Annotated in this window: 15 protein-coding genes; all 15 read left to right on the top strand. The window is 43.6% G+C overall.

The window, feature by feature from the left end:
• Positions 1–14 precede the first annotated feature (14 nt).
• The 15 genes from MHI06_RS18725 (at position 15) to MHI06_RS18655 (ending at position 26,014) form a co-directional block, all read left to right on the top strand.
• Complete coding sequence (locus tag MHI06_RS18725) at positions 15–665, top strand: S-layer homology domain-containing protein (RefSeq protein WP_169482052.1); 651 nt, start codon at positions 15–17, stop codon at positions 663–665.
• 115 nt (positions 666–780) lie between these two features.
• On the top strand, positions 781–2,118 hold the full coding sequence (locus tag MHI06_RS18720; RefSeq protein WP_340398731.1) for a hypothetical protein: 1,338 nt from the start codon (positions 781–783) through the stop codon (positions 2,116–2,118).
• 15 nt (positions 2,119–2,133) lie between these two features.
• Positions 2,134–5,274, top strand: a complete 3,141-nt coding sequence (locus tag MHI06_RS18715; RefSeq protein ID WP_169482054.1) for a M23 family metallopeptidase — start codon at positions 2,134–2,136, stop codon at positions 5,272–5,274.
• Positions 5,274–5,690, top strand: coding sequence for a hypothetical protein (locus MHI06_RS18710; protein WP_264927603.1), 417 nt, complete (start codon positions 5,274–5,276; stop codon positions 5,688–5,690). Before MHI06_RS18715 ends, MHI06_RS18710 begins: the two co-directional genes overlap by 1 nt.
• 18 nt (positions 5,691–5,708) lie before the next feature.
• Complete coding sequence (locus MHI06_RS18705; protein ID WP_169482056.1) at positions 5,709–6,119, top strand: hypothetical protein; 411 nt, start codon at positions 5,709–5,711, stop codon at positions 6,117–6,119.
• Positions 6,120–6,130: 11 nt separating this feature from the next.
• Entirely contained in the window at positions 6,131–8,086 is a 1,956-nt protein-coding gene (locus tag MHI06_RS18700; RefSeq protein WP_340398730.1) for a hypothetical protein, read from the top strand.
• Between the two features lie 13 nt (positions 8,087–8,099).
• Positions 8,100–9,236, top strand: a complete 1,137-nt coding sequence (locus MHI06_RS18695) for a hypothetical protein (RefSeq protein WP_340398729.1) — start codon at positions 8,100–8,102, stop codon at positions 9,234–9,236.
• A gap of 101 nt (positions 9,237–9,337) precedes the next feature.
• Positions 9,338–15,136 (top strand): hypothetical protein, encoded by a 5,799-nt coding sequence (locus MHI06_RS18690; protein WP_340398728.1) that lies wholly within the window; start codon positions 9,338–9,340, stop codon positions 15,134–15,136.
• Between the two features lie 45 nt (positions 15,137–15,181).
• Positions 15,182–19,828: a hypothetical protein gene (locus tag MHI06_RS18685; RefSeq protein WP_340398727.1), complete on the top strand. Its 4,647-nt coding sequence runs from the start codon at positions 15,182–15,184 to the stop codon at positions 19,826–19,828.
• A gap of 16 nt (positions 19,829–19,844) precedes the next feature.
• Positions 19,845–20,978 (top strand): hypothetical protein, encoded by a 1,134-nt coding sequence (locus tag MHI06_RS18680; RefSeq protein ID WP_340398726.1) that lies wholly within the window; start codon positions 19,845–19,847, stop codon positions 20,976–20,978.
• A gap of 59 nt (positions 20,979–21,037) precedes the next feature.
• A complete protein-coding gene (locus tag MHI06_RS18675; RefSeq protein WP_340398725.1) occupies positions 21,038–22,804 on the top strand; it encodes a hypothetical protein in 1,767 nt (588 codons plus the stop codon).
• Positions 22,805–22,826: 22 nt separating this feature from the next.
• Complete coding sequence (locus tag MHI06_RS18670) at positions 22,827–23,159, top strand: hypothetical protein (RefSeq protein ID WP_340398724.1); 333 nt, start codon at positions 22,827–22,829, stop codon at positions 23,157–23,159.
• A gap of 13 nt (positions 23,160–23,172) precedes the next feature.
• A complete protein-coding gene (locus tag MHI06_RS18665; protein ID WP_340398723.1) occupies positions 23,173–24,249 on the top strand; it encodes a hypothetical protein in 1,077 nt (358 codons plus the stop codon).
• A gap of 3 nt (positions 24,250–24,252) precedes the next feature.
• Complete coding sequence (locus MHI06_RS18660; protein ID WP_340398722.1) at positions 24,253–25,206, top strand: hypothetical protein; 954 nt, start codon at positions 24,253–24,255, stop codon at positions 25,204–25,206.
• Between the two features lie 16 nt (positions 25,207–25,222).
• Positions 25,223–26,014 carry a hypothetical protein gene (locus MHI06_RS18655; protein WP_340398721.1) on the top strand — a complete coding sequence of 264 codons (792 nt, stop codon included), beginning with the start codon at positions 25,223–25,225 and terminating at the stop codon, positions 26,012–26,014.
• Positions 26,015–26,027 lie beyond the last annotated feature (13 nt).

The raw sequence follows: 26,027 nt of genomic DNA, 5'->3' as shown, positions 1-26,027 counted from the left end.
GGAGGGCATCTGATATGACTCAGCAAGACCCGTTTGGCTTAGTTAATGACCGGTATAAAAGAAAGCTGTTAGTAGATACAGGCATGAAGTTCGAGCCAGTGAACGGAAGAATTATTGATCCGTACTCTTCACCTTCGCCCAATCCGCAAGTGAGGGAAATTAAAATGATTAATGCTCCCTCGCATTTTCATCAGATGGGCGTATCTTCGTACAAGGCGATCATTAACATCCTGTTTAAAGATAAGCAATCCTATCACGACTACGCCATGTACGTAGGCTGGACACACAAATTTTATGATGAGAAGGGCAATATCTATGTTGGTGTAGTAGAATCCATCAAAGTGGACCCTATTTTCTACCATCAGGATACGATGGATAAAGATCAGAAGGGGTACAAGGTCGAATTGACCATGACCCTGATCAAAAAAGATGGATATGACCGTAAGAGTGCAATACAGTTTCAGGATTTACAGACGACCGAAGGGAAGGATCACTGGGCAAGAGATTCCATTGAACGCATGGCTGATTTGGGGCTGACGGTTGTAACACAATTGGATGGCACCCCAATTCTATATTTCAGACCGGAAAACTATATAACCAGAGCAGAGTTTGTTACTTTCCTGATGCGCACCAAGCGTCTGCTGGAACGAACAATTCGAGAGTAGGGTGACCTACTCTCTTTTCTGTCTATTCTAAAGATAGGAGGTGTTTATCATACGAAAATGGGTTGATGTAAACGAAGGGGACTGGTTCTATAACGATGTTATGGAAGCCACGAATATGGTTTTGGAAGATGGTGAAGTCTTTGTGGCCGGGATCAACTATAACAAGTTTGAGGAAGGCAAGCCTTTTGTATATGAGGAAGTCAAAGGGAAAGCGGGGCAAACCTCATTTAGTCTGCCTGTGCTGATTAAACCGACAGATGACAATCCACTGTATGTGTTTATTGATGGTGTTCAAACGATCTATCAAACGGCTGAAACCAATAGTAAGGGATTAACCGATGTGGAGTTGTATACCGGTGTGAAAGCAGGTCAGGTGGTGTCCTTTTGTAGTTATGGAGAACCGTTGCTGGACAGTGCTTGGAAAAGGCCACCTGTGTCCTGGACTGGAGATCTGCCCAGAGCTGTACTTAGTGCAGCGACAACCTATTTCTACGATCCATTTAGTCGTAATCATCAGGAATATCTGTATGCAGCAGGCCAGCCGCTTCGCAGACTCAGTATTCCTTCCGAGGTATGGGCAGACACCATGGGAGATGCAGAGGCGGTAACCAAAATTGCAACAAAGGCAATTGGTTACCGAACGGATGTATATTGTGTCAGCCCGGGGGGCTCGGTGTTTCTTCCTTTTAATCTGAACGGTGTTACCTGCAAGTTCAATTATTGGACGAAGAATAACAAGTTCATGAGTGAAAATATCAAAGCCACAACCCTCAAACCAGCATACAACAATTGTTTTTTTCCTAATGCCATTATACAGCGTGGAGAAGCATTTCATCTGATTAACAAGTTACGCAAGGTGTTCTATGCCAGATTTACGGACAAGGAAGCACCAACGACGGAGCTTAATCAAACCATTTCTGCTTTTCAAGGGCAACGGGTGTTTAGACTTAACGGCAATTATCCGGCAGGTAAAAAGAAACTTAAAGTTACAGTGAAATTCAAAGAACCAAAAAAAGATAAAGTCCAAGAAACACCGGGTTATTCGGAAATTGACAACCATACGGTTGTTTTTAATCAACCTTTGTCAGAGGGCGACGAAGTGACGTTCTATTATCTCAAAGGTGTGAGCGAGAGGTTCGCAGACGTCGGCAAAGATTCAGCCATTTTTTATCGTGACAAAGAGGAAAGAGTCGTACAGAACAAGGATGCCTTCTGGAAAATAGCTGTCTCGGAAATGGAAGACGAAACATTTGCGAACAATGATCCACTAATTAATGGAATTCCTATCAATAACAAGCTGGATGGTGCAGCAATAGTAACAGATATGGGGAGACCTACAAATGGCACAGAACAGGCAGAGGTATGGTTCCTTGGAAATTCTGCTATGACTCGGGCTGAAGCCGCAGCTTTCCTGGACCGATTCATGAAATGGACCATTGAGCGATTCAAGTAAGGGGGAGATTACAATATGATTCCAATTTCGGATGAGGTTATGAATGTGCTATCCCAGCGTCTGAAGCTGGGGGAAGGGGCGCTTCCCAATATCCGTGTCGAAGTAGATCGGTTAGCATTTATCCCTGGACGGACGGAAGAGTTCAGGCATATTGTAACCGAGCAGGTACCCATCATCAGTACAGAATCCGTGTGGGTGGATGAGTCGAGTAATGGTATATATAACGGTTCGACTCAAGCGAATACCCAGGAGATTTTTTTTCCGGTTAAGGGTAAAACATTTTTCACGATTAAAGTTACAGATAATTTTGGTGCAGCCAGAGATGGCGGTTCTCGAAGTCATCGAGGCATCGATTTGTTTGATGAGATTGGAACGCCAATTCTGGCTGCTTGGTCAGGAAAGGTAGTTCGAATATCCCAGAATAAAACAGAAGGTGCTGGTAATGCCGTAAATATAAGACATGCCAATGGTGTAATCACCAAGTATTTTCATCTGAAAGAAATTCTCTGTTCGGTGGATGATGAAGTAGCTCAAGGTGCTGTCATTGGAACACTAGGCAATACGGGCGGTGTATATACCGGTGGGCATAAGGTTTCCGCGGCTGAACGTGCAGCGGGCAAGGGAAGACATCTACATTTTGAAATTTGGGAAGGAGTCAATCCAACAACGAGAACTGGAGAAGGTGGTAAGGCAGTTAATCCTGAATTGTATTTCAAGGGACAGCGCAAGTTGCACGGAAATGCGAAAACAACATTTACTGATGTAAAGCCGGTTCAAGTCGAAGGTTATCCCGGAGAGATTAAACTGAATGAGAAGTTCGACAAACGAAACTGGCATGAGAAAAACGTTTATACAACCGGATTGAAATTTTTGGATTATGCCAAGATTGAATCGGGCTGGACTATGTTTGATTCAGGAGGCAAGTTGCTGTATACGTTTGAAGGCAAAGCTGCTGTAGCTGAATTCGAGATTAACGTAACGAAACTGAGTATGCCGACGCAAGGGCTGCTTAGTATTGGAATGGGGACTAATTTTAGTGAAGCGGAAGGGGATTCTTTCGCTGTGGTGATTGATGGTAAAACGTATGCCTATGTCAATAAGTTTAACGGGGCATATGATCTTACCAAACTCACGGAATTAAATAATATCGTGGTTCCTGCAAAAGCCAAGAGTATCAAAATTAAGGTGACGTATGGGGGCAAACAAAACCCCACTATCCCAACCGGGTCTGTTCCTGCTTCGAGTAAGAAGTATAAAAAGTTCGCCATCGATTATATTCGCATACAAGAGTTGTTGCCTGCTCCGTTGAAGAATCAAAAGAGTGAAGAAGGGCTCGATCCGTCTAAAGGATATTATCAAACGAACAGCTACGGAGATTTTATCAATAATAGAAGGACAGAGACGGATGTTATTCAGGTCGGGTCTTTTGTCTATATGGACACGCAGGTTCTTCATAATATCATTAGTGCCGAAATCGATGATCAGTTTGATTCTGAAGCCCGGGAGGCACGGCTGACCATCTCGAATCCGAGAGGATTCTTCTCCCCCGATTATAATCCTGCTCACTTTCCTGAGCTTGGGGGCGTACCGTCTCCATGGTCTTATTTCGCAAACGGATTCCATATCGGGGTTCTGAGTGAAAACACACCGATACGCATATATATGGGATATGGTCAGCACATGATGCGGGTATTTACGGGACTGATTGACAAGGTGGATATCAATGGCGAAGGCTCCACGCTAGAGATCACGGCTCGAGATATGTACAAGCGTATTATCGAGAAAGTCATTTCTGAGAAAAAAGCCTATCCAGAGGTAGATGAGATTGATAATGTGCCAGATCCATTGCCGTCTGCAGCAGTTGGCACGGACCGGACATCATCCATTATTCAGGCTGCACAGGCCCAAGCTGCGACGTATGGTGTACCTGATCATAAGTTTTTGCTTGCGATATGCAGGCATGAGACCGTTCTCGGAACACAAGGTAAGGGCAAAGATGAGAACGGCAGCTTTATTCTTGGATATGGTTGCCCTAGTACAAGTGCTTGCAATCCTCTTTACAAGGGAATTCAGGAGCAGATGAAGCGCGGAGCAGAACGGATGTCCAGAGCACTGGCTTCCAGAGGGAAAAAAGTGACTTCAAAAGCCGATGTACTTTATTTCCACAATGGAGGAGACATTGCTCCGATGACCTGGAGTCAGGATCGGGAGAATTGGGTGGACAAGGTATGGACCAATTATCAGGAGATGCTTGCAGACCCAGCAAGCTGGACCATTACAGCAACCTCCACTCCCGCAGTTACACCAACACCAGCTCAGCCTGTAGAATTTGAAAAGCCGGCCTGGGTCAAATCAACGGTTGTACTAGATCTGGTTAAACATGCAGGTATGGTGGGTTGGAGGGCAACCAGTGAGGATCGCTCTTATCCTGACTACGTGATTGACGAGACCTATCTGATTGAGGTGAACCAGAAGACGGGTAGGGTCATTGTCCCGGTACCAGGTCAAGAAGGTGAGTTTGAAGTTAAGGATGCAAGTACAGTGCTGACACCGAACGGATGGCTTAATCCATTTATTGAGGAGTATGGCAGGACGTTTGAGCAATGGTCAGCCAAAGTTACGGAGGCCGTACAGGAGGTGATCTCGGAGATTCCGTATCGAAGCTACTGTGACCGTTATGGTACATACCGATTGGAGCGCCTGAATTATGACAAATCGGTCGTGGCAGAGTTTTCCGAGAATGACAATCTGATCTCCATTACCAAATCCACGGATTGGTCCAGAGGAAGAAGCCACATTGTTGTTATCGACTCGAATGATAGTCAGAGCAGTTTCGTAGACAAGGAGATTTTGCTCGAACTCAAAGGAGAGATCCGAACCATGGTGCTGGCCGTTCCTTGGGCGAAGACGGTTGAAGCCAAAAGACAGGTGGCAGAGCGAGCTTTTTTTGATATGAAACGGATGTGCCGTACGCTACAGGTATCCATACCTGCGAATCCTGCGCTTGATCTGCTCGACAACGTCATTGTGACGGATAAAACGACCACCACACGAGCTGTATATACGATTAAAAGTATTAAAACCAGTTATTCGGTTGACCGTGGCATGTTACAGGTCATTGATATGATGTGGGCAAGAAAGGGAGTGATGGTGTAATGGCCGGCATTGTGAATGAAAATATTGTATTTCCCGTGCTGGATCTAATCCACCGGGAGCTTCGCAAATATAGCAGTATCTCCAATTCGAATGTTTCTCCTCTTGAAGGTGAGCCTTCTGTTACATTATATCGGGAGCACATGCAGGACCCGGACAGGGTGACTGGAGCAGACCTCTTGTATGAATCGGCATGGAAGGTTTCGATCTGGATGAAGTTCGGCTCAGAGGATGAGGAAGACTTTCCTTCCGGAGTGGGCTATTCCCACCCGGATTATGAGTATTACAAGTATTTCAGGCTAACGCAGGTGACGGCCCGTACATATGATCCGAGTGGAGAGTCGATGTTCACTTACAATATTGGTCTAAATTATGATGACGAAGGACGCTTAACTGGAACGAGCGTAAGTCGTATATAACATGTAGGAGGTGGTTCCATGGCATTTAATGTATCTTACATCGCGGGTGGCGTCATCGACAAAGTGCGCGAGCTGCCGTACCCACACTTCAGTAAAAAGACGATCCCGTTCATTCGGGGACAGATGTTGGACATTCCGGCGGCGAAGACCACCAAGTCTGATACGTTCACCTTGGCGTATGACACAGAGTTTCTGAGCATTGCGTTTGCTGCGAGCCACTATTGTGTCGGCGATTACTGGGAGCTGATGATCGGGACGGAGAAGGTATGTCATACCATCTATACGAAGGAACTTCCCGAGTCGGTTTCCATGGGTAACAGTTTCGGAATTGTCTACCCGATTCCGGCGGGAACGACCATCAAGTTTGACTTCTTCAACGCGGTGGCTGAAGCCAAGTCGGTCTGGTACAACATCAAATTTTTGAGATAAGGAGGGTGACGATGGCACTGCAAAAACCGCAGACGAACTTTGCTGCTTATATTGACGGAGAGTCGGAAGCACAAAAATTGATTAACACGCTGGCCGATGAAATCGTAGGTGCTGATATTCCCAAAGTAGAGGGCGGAATTGATGCCAATCGCTGGGAGAAGGTATATGAATCTAGCGGAGCTGAGTGGGTGACTTACAGTAAAAGTTATCACAAAGGCATTGTTGGCATGTATGCGCATTCGGATGGAAATCAATATGAAGTATACAAAATTCCGGATTGGACCGAAGCCAAAAGTTACACAGGAGAATCTGCCTTAGATGCGGATGGGTGTTTATGGGAAGTAAGACAAACCTATTTTGACGAATCAGCTGAAGGTATGACTCAACCTGGCACAGCAAACATCGGAAAAACTTACGGCAATTATAAGACAGGACGTAAAATCCAGGTTGTACAATTCGATTACAAAGATGCTCAGACAAATGAAACAAAATATGTTGATGTTCCTGGTTGTTTGGTAACCGTTGTTGTAGATGATTCAGTTCCGGATGGGTACAGAGCATACCTGGTACGACAGGTGATTGGAAACCTGGATGGCACAACAAAACCATCGAATGAATGGAATCAGTTTGAGATTGTCACAGAGATGCCTACCGATTGGGCATATGCAATCAAGCTAGTGTCTAAAGGCAAGTATCAATACAACTTAACCAGAAGAGTTAACGACTATCAATATCATCCTTACTGGGCTTGGGGTAATATTGTGGATTATTACTATGAACCTGTAAAGCAACTTTACAAGTTTGATGAACTATTCTATACAGCTGATGTACTGAACAATGTAACTGCTCAGACAGTAGTGAAATCAACTCCTACAGTTCCCACAGGGATTCAGGTTCGAGATTATTATGTCATGTTTGAGCAGCCAGCCCATGACTGGAATTACATTAACATCTACTATGGAGAAGGTTTTGAGGGGAAAGTTGCTCAAGGGAGCCAGAGCGAAACGTATGATGCGATCTGCGATCCTACAACTATTGCGATTGGTAAGGCACCTACAGTCATCGACCAATTAAAGGCTCATTATATGTATTTAACATGGAATGATTCATCAGCCATTAAACCTTTCATCCCTCCGTCCACGAAGTGGAAGCTGGATTATGACGGCAAGACAGAGATCGTAAGTCCGGCAGCTCGCTTTTTCCACGGACGACATTCTACCACGTCATGGTTGCCTAACAAAAAACGCAGACCGGATTACCTGGTAGCTTACACTTTATCGGTAAACAATGATCGAGTAGTTCTTGTTCTGGAAGGTGATCCTTCACCGAATATTCACAGCTATTACCGCAGTTTTGGATACATAGGCAAGATCGTTCCGTTCAATGATTACGACCATGGAGGAAACTTTGGTGTCACTGTAGGTATGGGTGATCTGCGAACAGATATGACAGGTTATACGAAAAATGATATTCTCACGGATCTTAATCCAGATATCTATGCCAAATACGGTGAGTACACTTCAAATGGCATGGACTCCATGTCCATGTTGAAGACACGCAGTAATGTCTTGTTCCAGCGGTATTACCCGGCATTTATTTCGCATCTTCCGAACTATCCTTCTGTGGGTAAACTTCCCCCAGGCCTTTCGAAATTGATTGTAGATACGAATGGGTTCCAGAAATCCCTCTGGACAGGAAAGTATCACGCGAGTCCAATCTACCTTGTGCATCAGGCAGAAGGATACCGAGGTTATATGGACGGTGTAGTTGCGATATACGACCATAATTTGGTCAATCGCGATGAATTGATCGTAGACACAGAAATTCTGAAAGATCCTTCCAAACCTGCATTGGGTACATGGACAGAGGTTTACAAGTTTTTCAGTATCAAGAGTCCGTTGAATCTATTCAAGCATTCCCCATCACCAGATGTAATTACGATTGCATTTTTGAAAGAGATAAAATAAGGAGGATTACATAATGGCAAATTTTAGATATGTAGAAACAATCACCACTTCACAGGACGTGTTGACAAAACTGAAAGAGGAAGTTACAGGGTTTAAGAGTTTCCCATTTGAATCCACTGCAGGCGAGTCTCAGGAACAAAATCTGTGGGAAGTATTTTACGAAGAAAAGGACAGTAGTGACCGTATTCAGGAACTTATTCTTCGTGGAGTCATGACCATTGGAACACAAGCAACTCCGATTATTAAGCAGTTCTATGTAAGTTTCATCAATCATGCTCTGGTACCACGTGTTGTTGCACCAGTTCCAGCCTATGAGGAGCATAGTACGTTGACTGTTCAGCTGCTTGAAGGATTCGAAGGCAGTGAACCAACCACACTACCGGTTACCACTCGTCCAACATTCAAGCTGACAGGACATCCGGTACTCTACCAATGGGCACTGGAAAACTATACACCAACGGATCGGAATAAAGAAAAACCTGTATATATGTATGTGAATGTCATGAACAATCGCTTGGCGATGGTTCTCGTCGCTGACCCAGCAGTAAACTTCCTTGATTACAAAAAATCCTTCCTGTACGCAGGTGCATTGAAACCGTTCAAATACAACCTGAATGACGTAGACGGAAACGTAATGCTGACAGCTGGAGCGGTAATCGAAGAACCAGATATCTCTCAAATTGCAACAACAGGAACGTATTACTACGGTCAATATACTTCTGCAGGTAACAACACACTTCAGATGTTGAAAACCAAATCGGGTATTGAATTCCAGCAGCACTATCCTTCCTTTATCACGCAAGCTCCACCGAAAGGTAAAGCTTATCAAGATCCAGAATTGGGGGATACGGGTTTGGAACTGGAGCCTCAAGGCTTCCAGGCATCCAAATGGACATCCAAATATCACTTGTCTCCAATCTACGTGGTTCATCCTTACGAGGGCTACCGCGGTCAATTCGATAACTGCATCGCGGTTACGAAGCATAATATTCTTCACCTGGATGAGTTGATTATTGATGTGGAAGGCAAGTCCTGGGATCAAGAAGTGTATCGTTACTTCGATACCGATACAGCACAGAATTTCATGAATCTGTCTGCCAACCAACGCATGGGTGTGGCTATTCTGAAGGAAGTCCGTTATACGGCGTAAGTTAAACTGAATCAAAGCTGAGTCGTATAGATTCAGTGAGAGGGAACTTTCTGAGACTCCACTCAGGGGTTCCCTTTTTTTAGTTGGAAGGGGGCAGTGACGTGAGTCAAGTAGTCAATAAGTTTGATTTCACCGTTATAGATTACACGACAACTCAGTACGGTTACCTGTTTACAGTCGGAACTACAGGAAGCAGGCCTGAGGATTATCGATTTATATACATGCCTTACAGCCGGTATCCAAGTGTTCTAATGCTTGATTTTTACATGGCAAGATCGATCTCACATGGATTTAATCATCAACTTGTGGAAGCGATTCGCAAGGATCTAGAAGGAGAAGAACGATTTATTGTTCTAAGTGATGCTGAACAGGATAAAGAAGGACTTTTACACAGTTCCATGGAAGGATCGAGCTCAGCTACCAAGCAAGGCGATGTCATGGAATTTTCGTTCGAAATGGAGCGGTCTGCTTTAATTGAAGCTTTGGAGATGGATCATCAAGATGAGGGCCATAGACCCGGAGGTTTAAAGGACTCATTCATTCCTGAAGATATGTCAGAGGGCTGGCGCGTAGATAACGATAAAGAGCTAAAGATTGTCCGTAATTTGGGTTTAACTCGTAACTTTGTGAAGAATCTGGATAAGCTGGAGCATGGAAGAATCAGTTTCAGGGTTAGTGAATTTGGGATGATTGCGGACTATGCAGATAGTGCAGAGCAAGATAACAGCTCTGAACTGGTGATTAAACAATTGATACACTCTGTTCGAAACGATAAACCGGATATGGATGTGGCAGAGGTTTTCGAGAAAGTGGAGAAGATCATTGGACGCCGGGCACAAAATGACTTTTTGTTAGAAGCCATTCAAGACCACTTCAGAAGTACAGAACTGGAGAGAAGCCTTCAATCTCGGAAGGTAAGCAAACAAGACGTGGAAATTCTATATCAGGATCTGCTAGGTTTACGTGATGTTCATAAAGAAACATTTGCTGAACAAGCTGCCATGATTGGGAAAAGGGTAGATGATCATCAGCAATTGTCCGTTCTCTCTGATATGTCGACTGCTTATATTCGTAGATTTCAGGAAATAAAGTATATGCACCTTGATCGGACGTTGCTGTTAGCCCAAAGAGTGGATAACATTTCACAATTGACACTCATGCATACACTGGGAACAGCTGTGCGAGCAACAACGTTTGGTGGAACGACTACAGGCAAAATTGTTCAAGCAATCAGAGACATCGAAGAGAATATGTTTCTTTCACAACTGAATCAGGCTACGAGGGTTATTAAGAATGAAATGACAACTCACGAGAATGTACTTGCCAAACTGAAGGATCGTCAGTACCCGACTGTTCTACATACCGAAATGAGAAGTACGCGAGAAGTCGACAAGCAACTTTACTTTCATGATGATCTCAGCCAAAGCAGCCGTGACCAATATCGAAATGCGCTAGTCTTTCGTCCTAGTGATACCCTGTGGCATCCGCTCCAAGCTCACAGAATTATAGACAAACATCCGGCATCTACAGCATCCGGTATCATTTTGGCATCCAGAGATATAGGGACTATTACGGATGTGGAACGACAGTTTCCTTGGGCTGTTCGAGATCAAGCGGAAGATATGAACGTCATGGGTGATCTGACTACGGGGCAAAGAGTTTATTTGGAGAAAATGTATATTGAGCACGAGCGTCCTAAGGCACAACGGATTTATGTGGTTCATAGTGAGTTAGACCGTCATGCAGAACAGGCTTATCGTGAAAGTACGGAGCACGGTTTTGTTTTCAGAGATTTGCAGGAGAGCAGAAGGATCAGTAAGGTCCCTGGGTATGTGGAGAGGGAAAGTAGGCTAGGCAAACGAGTGACTGTAGAGGCTCTTGAAGTACTTAACAAGCAATCACTTGGTGGAAGGGAAAACAAATTAGACAGCTATATTGAGGATAACTTCCATACTGCAAAAACAGAGAAAAAGAATTTGTACATCCCGAACAGCGAAGAAGGTGCAGAAAGAAAAGCATCCTTTGAAAGCTATACGGATGGTTCAACAACGGCAGAAAGAGCGTTTGCTCATGATTTGTGGTTACCTGAGTCTGAGGACCATTTGGCTGACAAAGAATTATTACGTTCTACCATGCTCGAAAAGCTAAATTCGTTTGGAAAGAACGACGAACAGAAGCATGTACATCTGACAGAGAAACCACTTATGTTACATAGAGAGCGTAAAAAGCTAAATCTGGAAAGGATCCTGCAATCTATCCGAGATCTTAGTCGACCCACCATGATTCGAGACGAGCTTCTGGACAAATTGGTTGGTGGAGGATGGTTAGGGAATAAAGCCTACCCTGGGTATCTGGACGAGGAATTTATCGTAGGGGAGATCTTGGAGAACAGCCCGGCAGTCATTCTGGAAATGATGATGGAAGCTGTAAATAATGCAGACGCTTCGGTTTATTTTGATGAACCGTTTTTGGTGGGAGTTAGAGAGCGGGTAGATGCGTTAGTCGATTGCGGGATCTTAACAGCTGACAAAGAAGGAAGCAGATCAGGCATCATTTCATTTAATTTCGAAGGTGCGAAGGAACCTCAGCTTGGTGATATAGGGACGGAACTCGCAGAAGCATCCAAAGAGCTGAGCATGACAGTACTTGAGGATGAATCTCGATCGGCTGAACTGAACAGACGTAATTCTACTCTAGAGACAGACGTTTTCGAGGGAGTGAAAGTAAAGGAAGATCAGCATGGCGAAATTACGGAAGTCATTTACGGCGCAGATTTTAATGCAAGACCGGCTATTATTGAGTTTGAAGATTCATTCGGTTACCTGAATCCTGGAGGGGGATTATTCCCGGATGACCCAGCGTATGAAGGAAGTCAAGTTGAACGCAGAGGACAAACCTTTGATGAGTACGGGATAGGCGCAAAATACAAACGGGACGGAATGGCTCTCGACCATCATATCGTGAGTTCCAACATGAACCGTGAGAGTGTGATTCATACCGAATTTAATATGGGCGGGGTTTCCCGGTATCGACATGGAATAATTGATGATGAATACACCATGGGTGGCACGAACTTGCGCCAGATGCTTTTGAACAGCGAATATGCTATTGGAACGTCAAAGACTCGTGAGGGATACTTGTATGATCAACAACTTATGGCTACTAATCCAATAAGAGAAGGTATAATCAGTGGTGAGTACTCCATAGGCACAGCCAAGATCAGACAGTTGTATTTGAATGAGAGTTATTCTATTGGCATGATTGAACCACGTCACGCAGCTATTGATATCGATTACTCACTGGCGACTTTGGAATGGAGATCTGCGCTGTTCAGCGAGGATTATTCCATAAGCAGCTCGAAATATCGAGATGGAGTAGCTGAGATTGGATATACGCTTGGTTCATCGTGGGCAAGAGATAGTGCAATGGATATTGAGTTTAATGCAGGTACGCGGCAAGCATGGGAATCCACGTTGGTAAATATTACTTCTGAAGCGATTAGGGTAGATCGATATGGATCGGTGCAAGATGAGATATCTCTAGCCACTACTGTAATGAAATCTGCGAATCTTGACGATATGCTGACGGCTCATTCAATCATGCGCAAAGGACAATTGAACGTTGAAATCATTTCGGATAACATGAATAGATTATCTCTTATGCTTGAAGATAACCATTCTACAAGAATCGTGAAAGAGGCATCAGTCCATGAGATTGAGAGTGAAGTTGTCAAGTTACGCTTGAGTGAATTGCATGGTGAGGGTTGGTACGGTGGTAAAGGTATCAGAGATACTGACTTGGTCGAACTGATCTATGATTCGATAAAGAGTAGAAAGGATTCGGCACTGGGTCATGATGTGTTCCTTGCCTACAAGCTTACTCATGACGCTTACCTTCATGAGACAACTAATAGCACGATTGAAAAGATTGCTAATCTTGAAGAACAACTTATAGCGGATAAACCGCAATATGGTTACCTTGACCTCACGCTACCACTAGGCGGTACAAATTTGAAATATGCAGATGTTCCAGTGGAATCCGTGGGTGGGACGGGGCTCAGTTATGGAGACATACCTGTAGAGATTGTTGGCGGAACGAATCTGAAGTACGGTGATGTTCCAGTTGAGATTGTTGGTGGAACAAACTTGAAGTATGGAACAACAGAGATTGTACTCTCAGCGGACAAACCCCAGTACGGCAATATGGAAGAGAATCTGCTCGCCGACAAACCGCAATATGGATATTTGGAAGAGAACATGTATGGTCTGAAAAATGCCAAAGATTCCACTATTGATGAGCAAATTCATGCGTTTAAAAACGGTAATGAAGCTGATTTGATCCAAACGCTTGAGTTAAATAAAGAGGATAGGTCAGCATTCCTGCATGACAACCTTTTTGGGGTAAAAGCTGAAAGATGGGCGCATACCCATGAGACGATCAATGATGTAGTGAAACTGCGAAATGGATCGTTGGATCAGGACATGTTCTACGGAAACAAGGAATTTAAAGAATCCATTATGGACATGGAACTGGTTGGCTTCCAATATAAACAGATAGACCTGATCCAAAGCGAATATGCTTACCTTAAAACGAGAGACGTTCATATTGAAGATAACTCGTTCATGAGCTCCAGAAGTTCTTATGACGCGTATAACCATCAATTGGATTCTGGAATGAACTTGTTAAGAAGTACGACTCTGGATTGGGAGCAATTCGCAGCGGGGAAAATGGATCAATATGGTCATTCACATGAAATGGAAAGTGGCGTTGGGGGTGAGCGAGCCGGTGAGCATTTTGATGGGATATATGGTACCACACTCCAGAGGTTTGCTTTCTCCAGTGAGGAGTTAAGTTACGGAAATAGTCTTCCATACACAAGTTACATTGTTAATGACCGCGAGAGCTTTGGCAGTAAGTTAATAGACCCGGGTTATCTTATTGAAGATGATTTTAAAGGGATAATTGAGGAACGTGAATCCAGTATAGAAAGAGAGTTGCCAACTGGTATAGCGAACGCCAGATTGTCTGAAATCGAAGATCCTGATTCTCTCATGGCTTCATTTGAAGAACGCTGTTCTCAAGTCATCACAGGTTTTATTTTCGCTGAAAGACCTGAGAAAAGAGCAGAGTATCTGGAACAGTTGCACGCGTTCCTTCCCGAGAGAACAGCTCATCTTATGGAAATGTATCACGAAGCCAAGATGGAACCGCGTGAGAGCTTCACACTGAATGATCATCCGGTGGCTGAACGTGAATCCGCTGATGCTTATATTCCGATGATGGATACCATGGCACAGGGTCTCATATTCGATTACTCGGAAGATCTGCTCGATCGAGGGATGGATCCTGAAGATTGGGAAGGTGGCTTGGGTGTTCCAGAGGACTATGATCCGAATGATCCATTTAATGTGTACTATCCGTATTCCAAGGATATGGATGCGCTGGAATTATCCCAATCAGACGATTGGACTAAATTCGGTCAAGGTGATTGGGATCGGGATCCATTGCTTGGAAAGTTTTATTCCAAGGAAGATACGAAGGACATCAGTGGATGGTACCGTAATAATTTCCTGGCTGAGACGTATAAATTCTCCATTGATTTCAAGGTAGATACAAGTACGGATGGGGATGGCGCAGGAATTATTTTCAAATACTTCGATGAACATAATTATTGGATGTTTATGGTTCACGGAGGAGACAGCGATAACAGTCTGGATATGAGAACGCCGATGCAGCTATATAAAATCGTTGCTGGTAATCCAACTGCAGTGGGCTCTCCGATGCAACCCTTTAAGTGGGAGAAGGAAAAATGGTATACATTGTCCGTGTCGGTCATGAAAAATAAACTCCAGATCTACACAGATTCGAAATTGCAATATGATCTGACGGGCACCGATTAACTCGGTGCTCTTTTTGTCGTATAGAGAGATTGGGAGGTGATTGGTATGGGTCATACATTTGGTTTGTTCTCCAAATCACAGAAAGGTGTATTGTTCGCCAATATGAGAGCGAAGATTGCGGACGAAAGTTACGGCAACCCCAATAACCCTGCGTATTTACCGCAGAGTCCCAATGCACCGAGGAGTGAAACGGACCGGCATGGCGAAGAAAATAATCCTATTCTGGGTGATCCAGGTTACGGTCAGATCGGACGATGGCAGACGGTTCAATTGGATGCACTGGAAAATAGTATTGATCAAATCATTGAGCAATATCTGAAAGATAAGTCGTGGTATGCGAGTGTACGCTGCCGTGAAGCACTGTGGAATATGTATCGCAGGATTGAATGGTGGGTAGAACAACAGCAGCCTCCAGATAAAACACAATATCAGCGAGTACTGCAGATGATTAAAGATTGTATTCACAAGATTCTTGAAAATGCTCAGAAGCCTGGCGGTAGTCATCATGGTGTATCATTGCCCGTTTGTCCGGCACCCTACTACCATCATTTTAGTGGGAATTACTTTAATCATTTTGATGCAACCGTATATGAGATTCCGCTCTTTTCAATGAAAAAGGACGTCCCGTTCTCGAATAAATTCCCTGATTTCTTCAGATATGTATCATCGACGGAGGATCAGGAATGGGTAGCTGTCCACTCCGTAGGCCGAAATGAACAATCCGGATCAGAGATGATCTTAAAACTGGATTTAGGGCTTCTGGAGATTGGCAACTCATCCAAAATCACATTTAACTGGCGTGTGAAGCGTTATGGACAGATCAGGTTCAAGTACCTGGCTAGTGCCAAGCGCGGTAATGGCATGCTGTTCTATATTAATGGGCAGCAAGTTGGGGGCGAATGGAGCGAGAATAGCGGATGGCAGGAAGCTGCATTTACGTTGCAGCCAGGACAGATGTACAAGTTCGACTGGTTAATCCGCAAAATGAGACCCGAAGTATGGCAGAACAATGGCATCTATATCAAGGATGTAGAAGTCGTTGAAATTGTGGATACACGTAAGCCGCCTGCTCCGAAAGATTACGATCTGGATGGTGAGGACGTATATGAGTATGGAAACTGGGTTGTAAGATCACCGCAAAGTGTGGCACAGGCCCATTTTAAAGGACAGTTCATTACGGATGATTTACGTAAGAAAACCATGACGATGGATCTGGATAACGAATGTGATGGAACGGTTTCATTTGCTTACAAGATGGGGGTGGATGAAGAGCCGTATCCCGATCATGATTATCAGTTATTTTTTGATGATAAAATGCTTGAACGCACTCAGCGCGGGGATGGAGATCATGGCAGTTATGCTACATCAGTGCATGGTGTGGAGTGGAGACTGAATGGGGAATATTCAGAAACGGAGACTAACCAGGCTAAAATCGAATATGAAATTGTTGCAGGGCCGGATACGACCGTGGACTTGAGAGGTTCGCTCGAAGTAACTTGTCCTCCGCGAGAGATTGATCATTGGGAACCGTTTCACTATGGACAAGGAATTGGAAAATATCAATGGTTAATGTTGGGAAATCCAAGTTGGGTGAATCAAGGGGATGTGCTGCGTCTGGATGAACCGAAGCAGGGAGATATGATTGCTCAAACCATAGTATCTTTGCCGGATGAGGGATGGTTCATATTCAGCTATAAGCATCAGTTACGGCCTACTGAAGCATTTGAGGTCGCTGTAAATGGTATGTCCGTTTATTATACTACAATGCATGGTAACGGCGAACAAGTACGTATTCCTTTGCAAGCTGGAAACAACATAATCCAATTCAGAATCAGAGATAGTTTAACGGAAGAACCCTTTAAATATCAGTCGAACAAGTTGTTTACCTATGGTAATAACACAGGTAATACATATCGCACAACGTCTCCGCTTGGATCATATGTTGATGTGACACGTGGGTGGGATGTAACGGATGCTGGAGCAACCACGGAAACGAATAACGACACAATCATATATCGTTCCGAGTTAAATCCAGGTGCGAAGCTGACGATTAAAGAACACATGCGAATCTATCCCGCGATGGACTACAATTATGATCCGAAAACGGGCGAAAATCGAGATGAAATGGTTTTTTATGAGCTGTTTAATGAAGAAGACAAAATTAGTTCAAGATTAAGATTTACAGGAAGCTGGCAATGGAAGGAGCTAATTGCTGGGGATGGTGTAATGTGGGCTCAGGGACACAATCAGGAATTCATCTGCGAACTCGAAGCTCATTTAAATAAGCCAGGTTATATATTCTGGCAGTATGGTGGAGATTTCGATCCCGGTGAGAAATTGGAACTTCAGGTAGATGGTATTACCGTCTGGACAGGAAATCGATCCAATGGAAACGATGGAACAAACTGTATGTATCCAGTTTCCTCAGGCAGTCACCGTTTTCGCTGGATTTACCGGGATGGTAAGGCATATGTGCCTAGCGACGGTAACCCAGGTGGATCTGGCAGCGGATCTGCAAATCCAGGCGGAAACGGTACCGGAAATGGTCCGTCAAATGGTTCGACTACAAGTCCATTTGGAGAAGTATGTTTTCCTGGTGGAATTAAAGATCATGAAATTCAGTATGGACAAAGTTCTTATTCAGGACGGTCTGACCAGACGAGCCTGTGGGGATGGAAAAATGAAGGAGCAACTTACGACGGTAGTCATAGACTTCTGGATGAAGGTAAATATATTACCCGGGATTTTTATGCTCCTCACATTGGTAAAATTGATTATGTTGAGACACTAAAGGTATATCCTATAAAGAAATTAAACAACACGGGTTTACGACCTCTTCGAACTTCGGACATGATGAGACAGTATTATGCGGAACCAGGTACGATTTATCAAAATAAAGAAAATAATTATTACGGATTAAATGTGAAAAGTCTATCTCCTGGGGATCCGAAAACGGAGTTTGATAGTCCACATACAAAAATGATTTATAAACGTTTTTACTGTGAAGGCGAGTTTAGTATTGATTTTAGATATATTTGTTATCTAAAAGATGGGAATCAACAAAAAGCGAGATTTAGAGTTTACTTTTATCCTGAATCTGGTACAAAACGAATAATATTAAATGAAAAAAATAACAGGGGTAAAAATAACGGGAAAGTAAATTACACAAACATAAGTTCTACCGACTGGAATACAGCAGCAACCTATTCTGAAACAGTTCCTAATCTGAAAGCAGGATATTACTATATCTGCATTGGCATTACGGATACCTTTGATGACAGTGATCAAGATAAAGAAGGTTTTCTCTACCATGCTTCTATTAAGAATCTATCCATTAAAACAAAAGACTCTGCTGGATTGAACGGCGGCAATCTGGTTTATCCTAACAGAACGGATAGTGAAACGTATGTATTGGTTGATTTGATCGATAAAACAGCAGGTTCAACGCTATACTCCTATCGTTATCCAGCAAGCAATGGACAGATACAGACATATAATATGGATTTTACTCCTTATACAATACCTGGGAAGGCATATACAGTTCAATACAGTTTGCATAAAGCATCAGGTGCAGCTGAAGGTAGTGGCTTGGATGCTGGAGGATTTACACTTAGTGGAGGACGTTTTAGAGAATCCTGGAATGCGTACTGTACAGATTCACAGGGACGTTTGTATTTGGAAGGACAATCACCACATCCTGGGGAGGATACATGGAATCCACCTGGCCCAGGCACGACTGCACCAGATGGTGGCAGCCATGCCTGGCTCGACGTTATTCGATTGTACGAGAATAGAGATCGGGTATGTCGAGGAACCAAAATTGTCATTGAAACTTACGAGGAGGGTCAACTATTAATTCCACCTCGAGAAGTTACAAATGAAGATGATCAGATCATCTCCATTGAAGTCGAGAATACCTCAGATCAGAAAAAGAATTACGAGGTTCGTGTTAAATTCGAACAGGGCTGTCCGGGAGATGGGGCAATGATCTGGGGGGGTTCGATGCAACTCGATGATATAAGCAAATTAGATCCATCCTGGGCTGAGGTGACTCACTTTGAAGTTTGGAATAACAAACCGATCTGGATGGGCGGCTGTGATAACAGCAATATGCGCGTAAAAATTACACGTGAGGATGGAAAAGTGTTATGGGATGAAAAGTATTACGGGGAAGGGTATCGTGGCTTTGAACTGAATGATCTGGCTCCCAAGCCTTATAGCAAGTATAAGGTCGAGATTACAACAGATCAGAAGGGGCAGATCAGCGATTGGACAGGAAAACGATATCTGACCACCTTCCGGCTGCATGACTTCAAAGCCTACGAAAGATGGGTGTGGGTGCCTGTGCCTTTTGATTGTCAACTGGATTTCTTCATTGATAATGAGCTGATCAAAACATTCACCCAAGAGGGCGGTTACTATACGTTTTCACATCCAGTGCCCAAAGGCAAACATGAGTTCAAATGGGTGTTCACCTCGCTTCAGGAAGTGGGTACGCGTAGTTACGAATACGCTAATCTGGATTGGATGGAACTGACCAACTGGATCTGTGATGATGTCTATGTCATTCCTTACTGCGAAGGTGGTGGGGGAGACAAGTGTGTTGAAGCGCTTATTAAATGTTTGCTGGAAGTTTGGAAAGCAAGGCCCAAGATGTGTGTGATCGGTAAACGCATCTGGCTATTCACGTAAAGAAAGGAGGTTCTGTATGGGTGTTGCAAGATTGAAAGAGTCAGGCAGGATTTATGAGGATGCGTTCGCAAGCTCCAACCTGGATTCCAAATGGGAAGTACTCCCTAACGATGTTACTCGCTATGAAGCGGGGAGTGGCAGCCTAGTGCTCAAACATGGTCAAGATCCGCTGTATATGTTCTATAAACCTCTGACAGATATGAAGCAATTCGTCATGGATGTGAAGAACAGTTACAATCCCGATACAGAGGGATGCTATGGTGGGATTATTGTTTTTGTAGACGAACATAATTACATGGAAATTGAAGAATTTCTGGATGTGTCTTTGCCAACGCCTTTGTTAAAGACCTACCCTTGGATTCGTTTGATTCGAGATTACAACTATTATACGGCGTATTGGTCGGATGATGGCTTGATTTGGAACATCATTGGTTCTGTAGAACTGGCGGGAGCTCCTAAAATTGGTCTCTATCTGAAGGGTGAAGGGGAGCACCCCATGCATGTTCAGTATATTCGAATCAACAAAGGAACATCTATTACCGTAGACAATCTAACCAAAGGAACTGTGGTTGATCTAATCGATCAGAATGGTGTTGTGCTTGAGTCCAGGGTATGCCGATCTGAAGAAACGGTTGTACATTTTAACATGGATCCATATCCATATCCGTTTGAGGGCAATTTTGGGATTAGGCTTCCGGATGAAAATCGGTTTCAGGCCATGGATTCTATAAAGTTATACAAGGGAGACCTAATGTACTTTGAGGTTACACCAGACTTATATTACAAAGAGTCGAATCCTGAAACAGGAGAAGATTTCGATGTGCTTCTTTATCCCAACACGGATCGGTTTCTAGGCTATTTAACGGCAGCTGGTTCTGCTACACAAGAAGTTCGAATGTTTGCCAAGAATACCATGATATCAGGAGACTTTAAAAATGTAACCTTTGCGCTCACAAGCGGAACGGATAAAGTGCAGATTGCGCCCGATGTTGAAGGCGTTCCTGGGTCTTTCAGCTACTCGATCACCGCGTTTACCATTTTGCCAGGAGCGTCCTATCCATTCTGGCTGCGAATGGAAAGGGAAGAATCTCAAGATAGGTATGCTTCCCAGGTCAAATTTTCGCTACAGATGTATTCGACATACATATGACTTAATAGTATTGGAGTAATTACGTATAGATCATGTAAGGCATGAATGGAGGTGGTCAAATGTCAGTAAGAATTAACCAGTCTCATCGATCATCCGCCAAGAGTCATAAGGAATTGAGTGATATTGGGGTCCGTACGCATGATGAGATTGATTCCTATCTTACAGAGTTGGAAGAAGCCAGAGGGTCTGCACTCAGTCTAGGCGACCGAATCACACTCGTAGAAGAATCTGCACACTATAGCCGAGATGCAGTAAAAGATCATGAGCAGAGACTAGGCGATGTCGAGACTAAGGTTACTTCAAACAGCTCACGATTGGATGATGTTCAGCAGGATATTCTGACGGCAAGAGCAGATGTTAATACCCTTTTCAAGAGTCAGGATGACCATGAGAAGAGATTGAGCCTGGCTGAGACGGAAATTAAAGAAGCACGTGGAGCAGAGGCATCCATAGATAATCGATTTGGCACGTTGGAGAAAGCGATTGAAGTTGTATCGAAGCAACCCATTCAGGATCTCAGCGTTACCAACCCCACGTATCTAGATACAAATAACAGTGTTCAAGTTACGATTAATGCAGGACGAGCCAGTATTAACAAAGTTATTGTGGATCAGTTTTCTCAGACATTCAGCATTTCAGACATTGTGGCAAATACAACATATTATATTTTTCTTCATGAAAATGGGGAGTACTCGTACAGTTCAGATCAAGAAGAACCCAAGGATGCCATGATCATAGGTGGACTCGATGTTGGAGTTTCTCCAACAACTTCACTCACGGCTTTAGATTTCAGGTATTTCTTAACAAAGGGTTCTGTTGAAAATGACATGTCAGCATTGGGAATTCGTGTAGATGATCTGGAAAAAAACGTTGGTGAGCAAACCACAACAATTGCTACTCATCATACGGCGATCAAAGCGATGGAGGCCCATTTAGAAGCAACTGCTCAAGAAGTTGTGGCTTCAAAAGAAGATAAAAATGGAGTCGTCTATGATGCTCTCAAGGACAGACTCGACAACATGCAGAGTCGTCTTGAACTCGCTGAGAGTCCAGGCACTATGGAGCATCAATCCGTATTCCATTTCACTTCTGCTCCTAACAGCAGGTTGTCGACGACTAGAGATTTTCAAGTGCCCAGATATGTGATTGGTTCAAATTCTGCAGAGGTATTTCTGGATGGAATACGCATGGATGCAGGAGACGATTACATTGAATATAATGATACGCTTATACGGTTTACTTTTGATGTGCCCAAGGAAGCCCGAGTAACTGTCATTGGTCGTGGGTCAATTATTAACACCACTTCGGTAACCGAATATACCTATTATCCAGATGGAAAAGTGCATACGGAGAAGATTGATGGAGGGATCAACCGCACCATTGAGCACTTCTATAGCCCGGATGGAAATCTGGAACGACAGGAGGTTACTGAGAGTAACGGACAAATCAAGTCCATTGAGTATCAGCGTGACATTACTGGTAGAGTACTGCGCGAAATCAACAATGGTGCAGAGTATTATGTGCTTCAAGGAGGTGCTACCTTCGATGACACGGACATCCGGAGGAGACTTGTCTTTCTTGAAGGAAGTACACTTGAGCTGGATGTCGTATATAACTACTTCTCTAATGGTGACATTGAGTCAGAAGAAGTGTTCTCATTAGATTTGACTCCACAGCTATTGAAGAAAACATCGTTTACTTACAATGCAGATGGTACCGTTAAGACTGAGACCTTGATCTATGATGGCCAAGGAGTTCAGAAGGGATTTGAATATGATGCTAGCGGTAACATCAAACAAGTGAAAATTAGAAAGGTCGTGATTTGACGTGACGAGGACCGTGCAGGATGTGAAGTTTGCACTACATACCATTATGGATAAATTAGTGGGGAATCACTCGGAGCCATTCAGTACAGAGGAAATTGAAATTCTGATCTTTGCTTTTGAAAGCAATATCCTGTTTGATAATGTGGCTCATAAGTTTCTACCTTCACTTAAAGGGCTACCTGAAATTCATGAGGCTGCTGTTAGTGGTGTGGAATCAGAGGATGGAGCTGAGGATAAAGAGCAGTCTTATCAAGAGAATCTCATAACAGAGAGAAGCGACATGCTGAAATCAATTCTGTTAACCGTACTTAAAGAGAACATCTTTCACGAAATGAAAATTAGATTTGGTGCCTAAGGAGGTGAGGTAGTTGGCTGAAAATATTTTGTTAGGTGCCCTGCGTCGTTATGAGTTTTACTCGTATTGTACAACGTTCATTAAGACCCTGTACGACACAGTAACACAGGATTTGTATGGCGATGTCCACTGGGAGTGGTCTTATAGTAATAATAATAGCTACGCACAGCCCAAATCGTGGAATACAAATGTAAATAGTATCGGTAATCAAGGGACGATCACAGCCAAAAATCTTAAAGACCCGAATATGTTTTTTACGCTTTCCATGAATGCATCTTCGTACCAATATAATAACAATTTTGCAGCAGTATCCAAAAATTATATTTTAAGAACAGGGTTAAAGAATAATGGATCGTCTATTTTTCCTGATCTTTATACACAAATAGGAACTGCTACAGAGATTCCATTTCATACGATGGATTCAACAACTGTATATAGCAGTAATTTTGGTCACATAAATGCGGCAGTTAATATCTACTGGAAATGGAGTCTATTTATTACGGAGAACTATATATTTCTCTTTGGTGAACCTCAGACAAACTTAAATCTAGCATATCCATTCCGTATGTATCTTGGAAGAGTAAAACCATTCGAAGAAGAAGATCCTTTGATTGCTAACGATAACGTGGGTATTTTCTCTCATTTTCCCCACGGTTTAATTGACAACGACGATGAACTTAAATATCGGGCAGGACGCGGGTACATGCGTTCTTCACGTAATGGAACACCAAATGCGTTATATCACTTTGCGACGAGTTCACAAGTACCTTCACCGGGTGTAGGTGGGAGATTTTTTATTTCACCATTTTACGTTTGGCATGAAACAGAAGGTGCCAGAGGTGAGTTCCAAGGTATCAGAACTGCAGTACTTAAGGATGCTAGTAAGTATCCCGATGGATCAATCTTAGATTTGGGCGATGAAAGATATTATGTCTTTCATGCATTCGACCAAGCTCATCCTGCTACGAATCAGCAATTTTATGCAACAAACGGTACCGCGTATGCAGGTCAACCCTACTTCTTCGATTCAGCGTTACTACTCGGTGGTGGACAACGGGTGCTGCTATTCGAGATCGAGAAGGAGGTGTAGTGCATGACCATGATTCGCAGACACGAGTTTACCAGTACGCTAAGCTTGTTTACTTCAACGCTTGTTAACACATTGAAGGATGCACTCGATCCTTACTGGGATAGCATACATACGGCCGAAACAACCTATGCCAACTGGGGAAATGCGCTGCTTACCAATAAAAAAAATACATCCATGCGATTTACCATGTGTGTGATTGCCCACGCCAGGGGAGTCAACATTCGCTGGGGACTTAAGAACTTGGGAGGTAATGTGGCATCACCAGATCTATTCGTGAATTCGCCCGTGGACACGGATAAATTCATGTTGGAAACGCCATTTTTGTGTCATAACGTGCAGTACAATGTGAACTATAAGTGGTCTGTAATTACGAATGAGGAAATCCTGTTTATCCATGGAGAGAGTCTGAACTACCCGGAACGAGCTTACCCAGTACGAATATTCCTAGGCAAATGCCAAGCTTTAGAGCAAGAAGACCCGGCGATTGCCAATAAATTTTATGGCGTTTTCCCACACATGCCTTTATCCGCTTCGGATAACAACACATCAGATCAATATGACACACCAAGAGGTGTCGTGATGACTTCACGGAATGGAACGGAGTATGCACTGTACAATTTTGGGACAGAGTCCATCCCTTCTCCAGGTGTAGGTTCCAGATACTATGTTACGCCTTTCATAGTCTATCATCCATCTGAAGGAGCTAGGGGTGAATTCAAGGGTATGCGTTCCATTGTATTTAAAAACAGTGCGCAGCACCCGGACGGATCGATCCTGGATCTTGGCAATGATGGCAAGTATTACGTGTTTCATGTCGTAGATCAGGATTATCCGAATACAGACTATGGACGTTATTACTACAATTCGAACCAAGTTCCTGTGTATTCAAGGCCGAAGTTCTTCCACGGTGCCAGACTGCTTGGTGGCGGGCAAAGAGCGTTACTTTTCCAAATATAGGAGGTGTTCATGAGGGATGGCTAATTTTACAGGAAAAGTTAAAATGAATGAATTATTCGCAAATATTGTTCAAGGCTTTAAAACGATTGCAGGTTCTCCTTGGTCCGTATTATACGAGACAGCGAGTGTGATCGTGCTCAAATCAGTGGGAACAACGGGGACAGATAAACTGTTCTTCAGGCTTGAGGTTGGAAACACGAAGGGAACTACGGGGAACAAATTGACCGTGAGTGTGGCTGAAGATGTACTGTCAACAGATGGTAGCCTTCCTTTGGGCAGAGCCGAAGTGAAAAAGGACTTCCTATGTCATACGAGTGTCGTTGATACGAATCTATTAATCGATTACCAAGTTTCAGTACAACCAAACCGTATTATTATTTATTTGCAGGGGGATGTGAACTCGGTTACCGGTATATCCAATCTGGGCTACTTCGGAATTCTAAACAGGTATGCCACGGAGACAGATTCCTCGAGTTTGGGTGTCGGCCTCAGCTACAACGGGGATAACGGCATCCGGACGTTGCGTGATAAAGATAAACAGATGGTGAATAACATTTATGATGCCTACTCTGCCATGCTTCCTGTTAATCCAGGCTGGGGGTCTCTATATCATCTTGCTCCGGTTATTATGTGTAATGGTGTGGAGGGTCCTAGGGGAGAGCTTATTGATATCTATGCGGTACCTTCTGCCGGAGTTTCCCATGGAGATGAGATCAAAGTGGGCACTAAAACATATAAGGTATACTCGCTGTCGATTGGTGGACAGAGCTTCTTATCAGGCGCTACGGTTGCTGTCCTGATGAATTAAGGTGGTGATGGAC

Origin of the sequence: Paenibacillus sp. FSL H8-0079 (assembly GCF_037991315.1) — a bacterium.
Lineage (GTDB): Bacteria > Bacillota > Bacilli > Paenibacillales > Paenibacillaceae > Paenibacillus.
Note: the sequence above shows the minus strand (reverse complement) of the source record. Positions and strands in the feature narration are given on the sequence as shown.

Coding starts and splice junctions, on each gene's coding strand:
- MHI06_RS18725 (WP_169482052.1), top strand. CDS start 15: ATGACTCAGCAAGACCCGTTTGGCTTAGTTAATGACCGGTATAAAAGA.
- MHI06_RS18720 (WP_340398731.1), top strand. CDS start 781: ATGGTTTTGGAAGATGGTGAAGTCTTTGTGGCCGGGATCAACTATAAC.
- MHI06_RS18715 (WP_169482054.1), top strand. CDS start 2,134: ATGATTCCAATTTCGGATGAGGTTATGAATGTGCTATCCCAGCGTCTG.
- MHI06_RS18710 (WP_264927603.1), top strand. CDS start 5,274: ATGGCCGGCATTGTGAATGAAAATATTGTATTTCCCGTGCTGGATCTA.
- MHI06_RS18705 (WP_169482056.1), top strand. CDS start 5,709: ATGGCATTTAATGTATCTTACATCGCGGGTGGCGTCATCGACAAAGTG.
- MHI06_RS18700 (WP_340398730.1), top strand. CDS start 6,131: ATGGCACTGCAAAAACCGCAGACGAACTTTGCTGCTTATATTGACGGA.
- MHI06_RS18695 (WP_340398729.1), top strand. CDS start 8,100: ATGGCAAATTTTAGATATGTAGAAACAATCACCACTTCACAGGACGTG.
- MHI06_RS18685 (WP_340398727.1), top strand. CDS start 15,182: ATGGGTCATACATTTGGTTTGTTCTCCAAATCACAGAAAGGTGTATTG.
- MHI06_RS18680 (WP_340398726.1), top strand. CDS start 19,845: ATGGGTGTTGCAAGATTGAAAGAGTCAGGCAGGATTTATGAGGATGCG.
- MHI06_RS18675 (WP_340398725.1), top strand. CDS start 21,038: ATGTCAGTAAGAATTAACCAGTCTCATCGATCATCCGCCAAGAGTCAT.
- MHI06_RS18660 (WP_340398722.1), top strand. CDS start 24,253: ATGACCATGATTCGCAGACACGAGTTTACCAGTACGCTAAGCTTGTTT.
- MHI06_RS18655 (WP_340398721.1), top strand. CDS start 25,223: ATGGCTAATTTTACAGGAAAAGTTAAAATGAATGAATTATTCGCAAAT.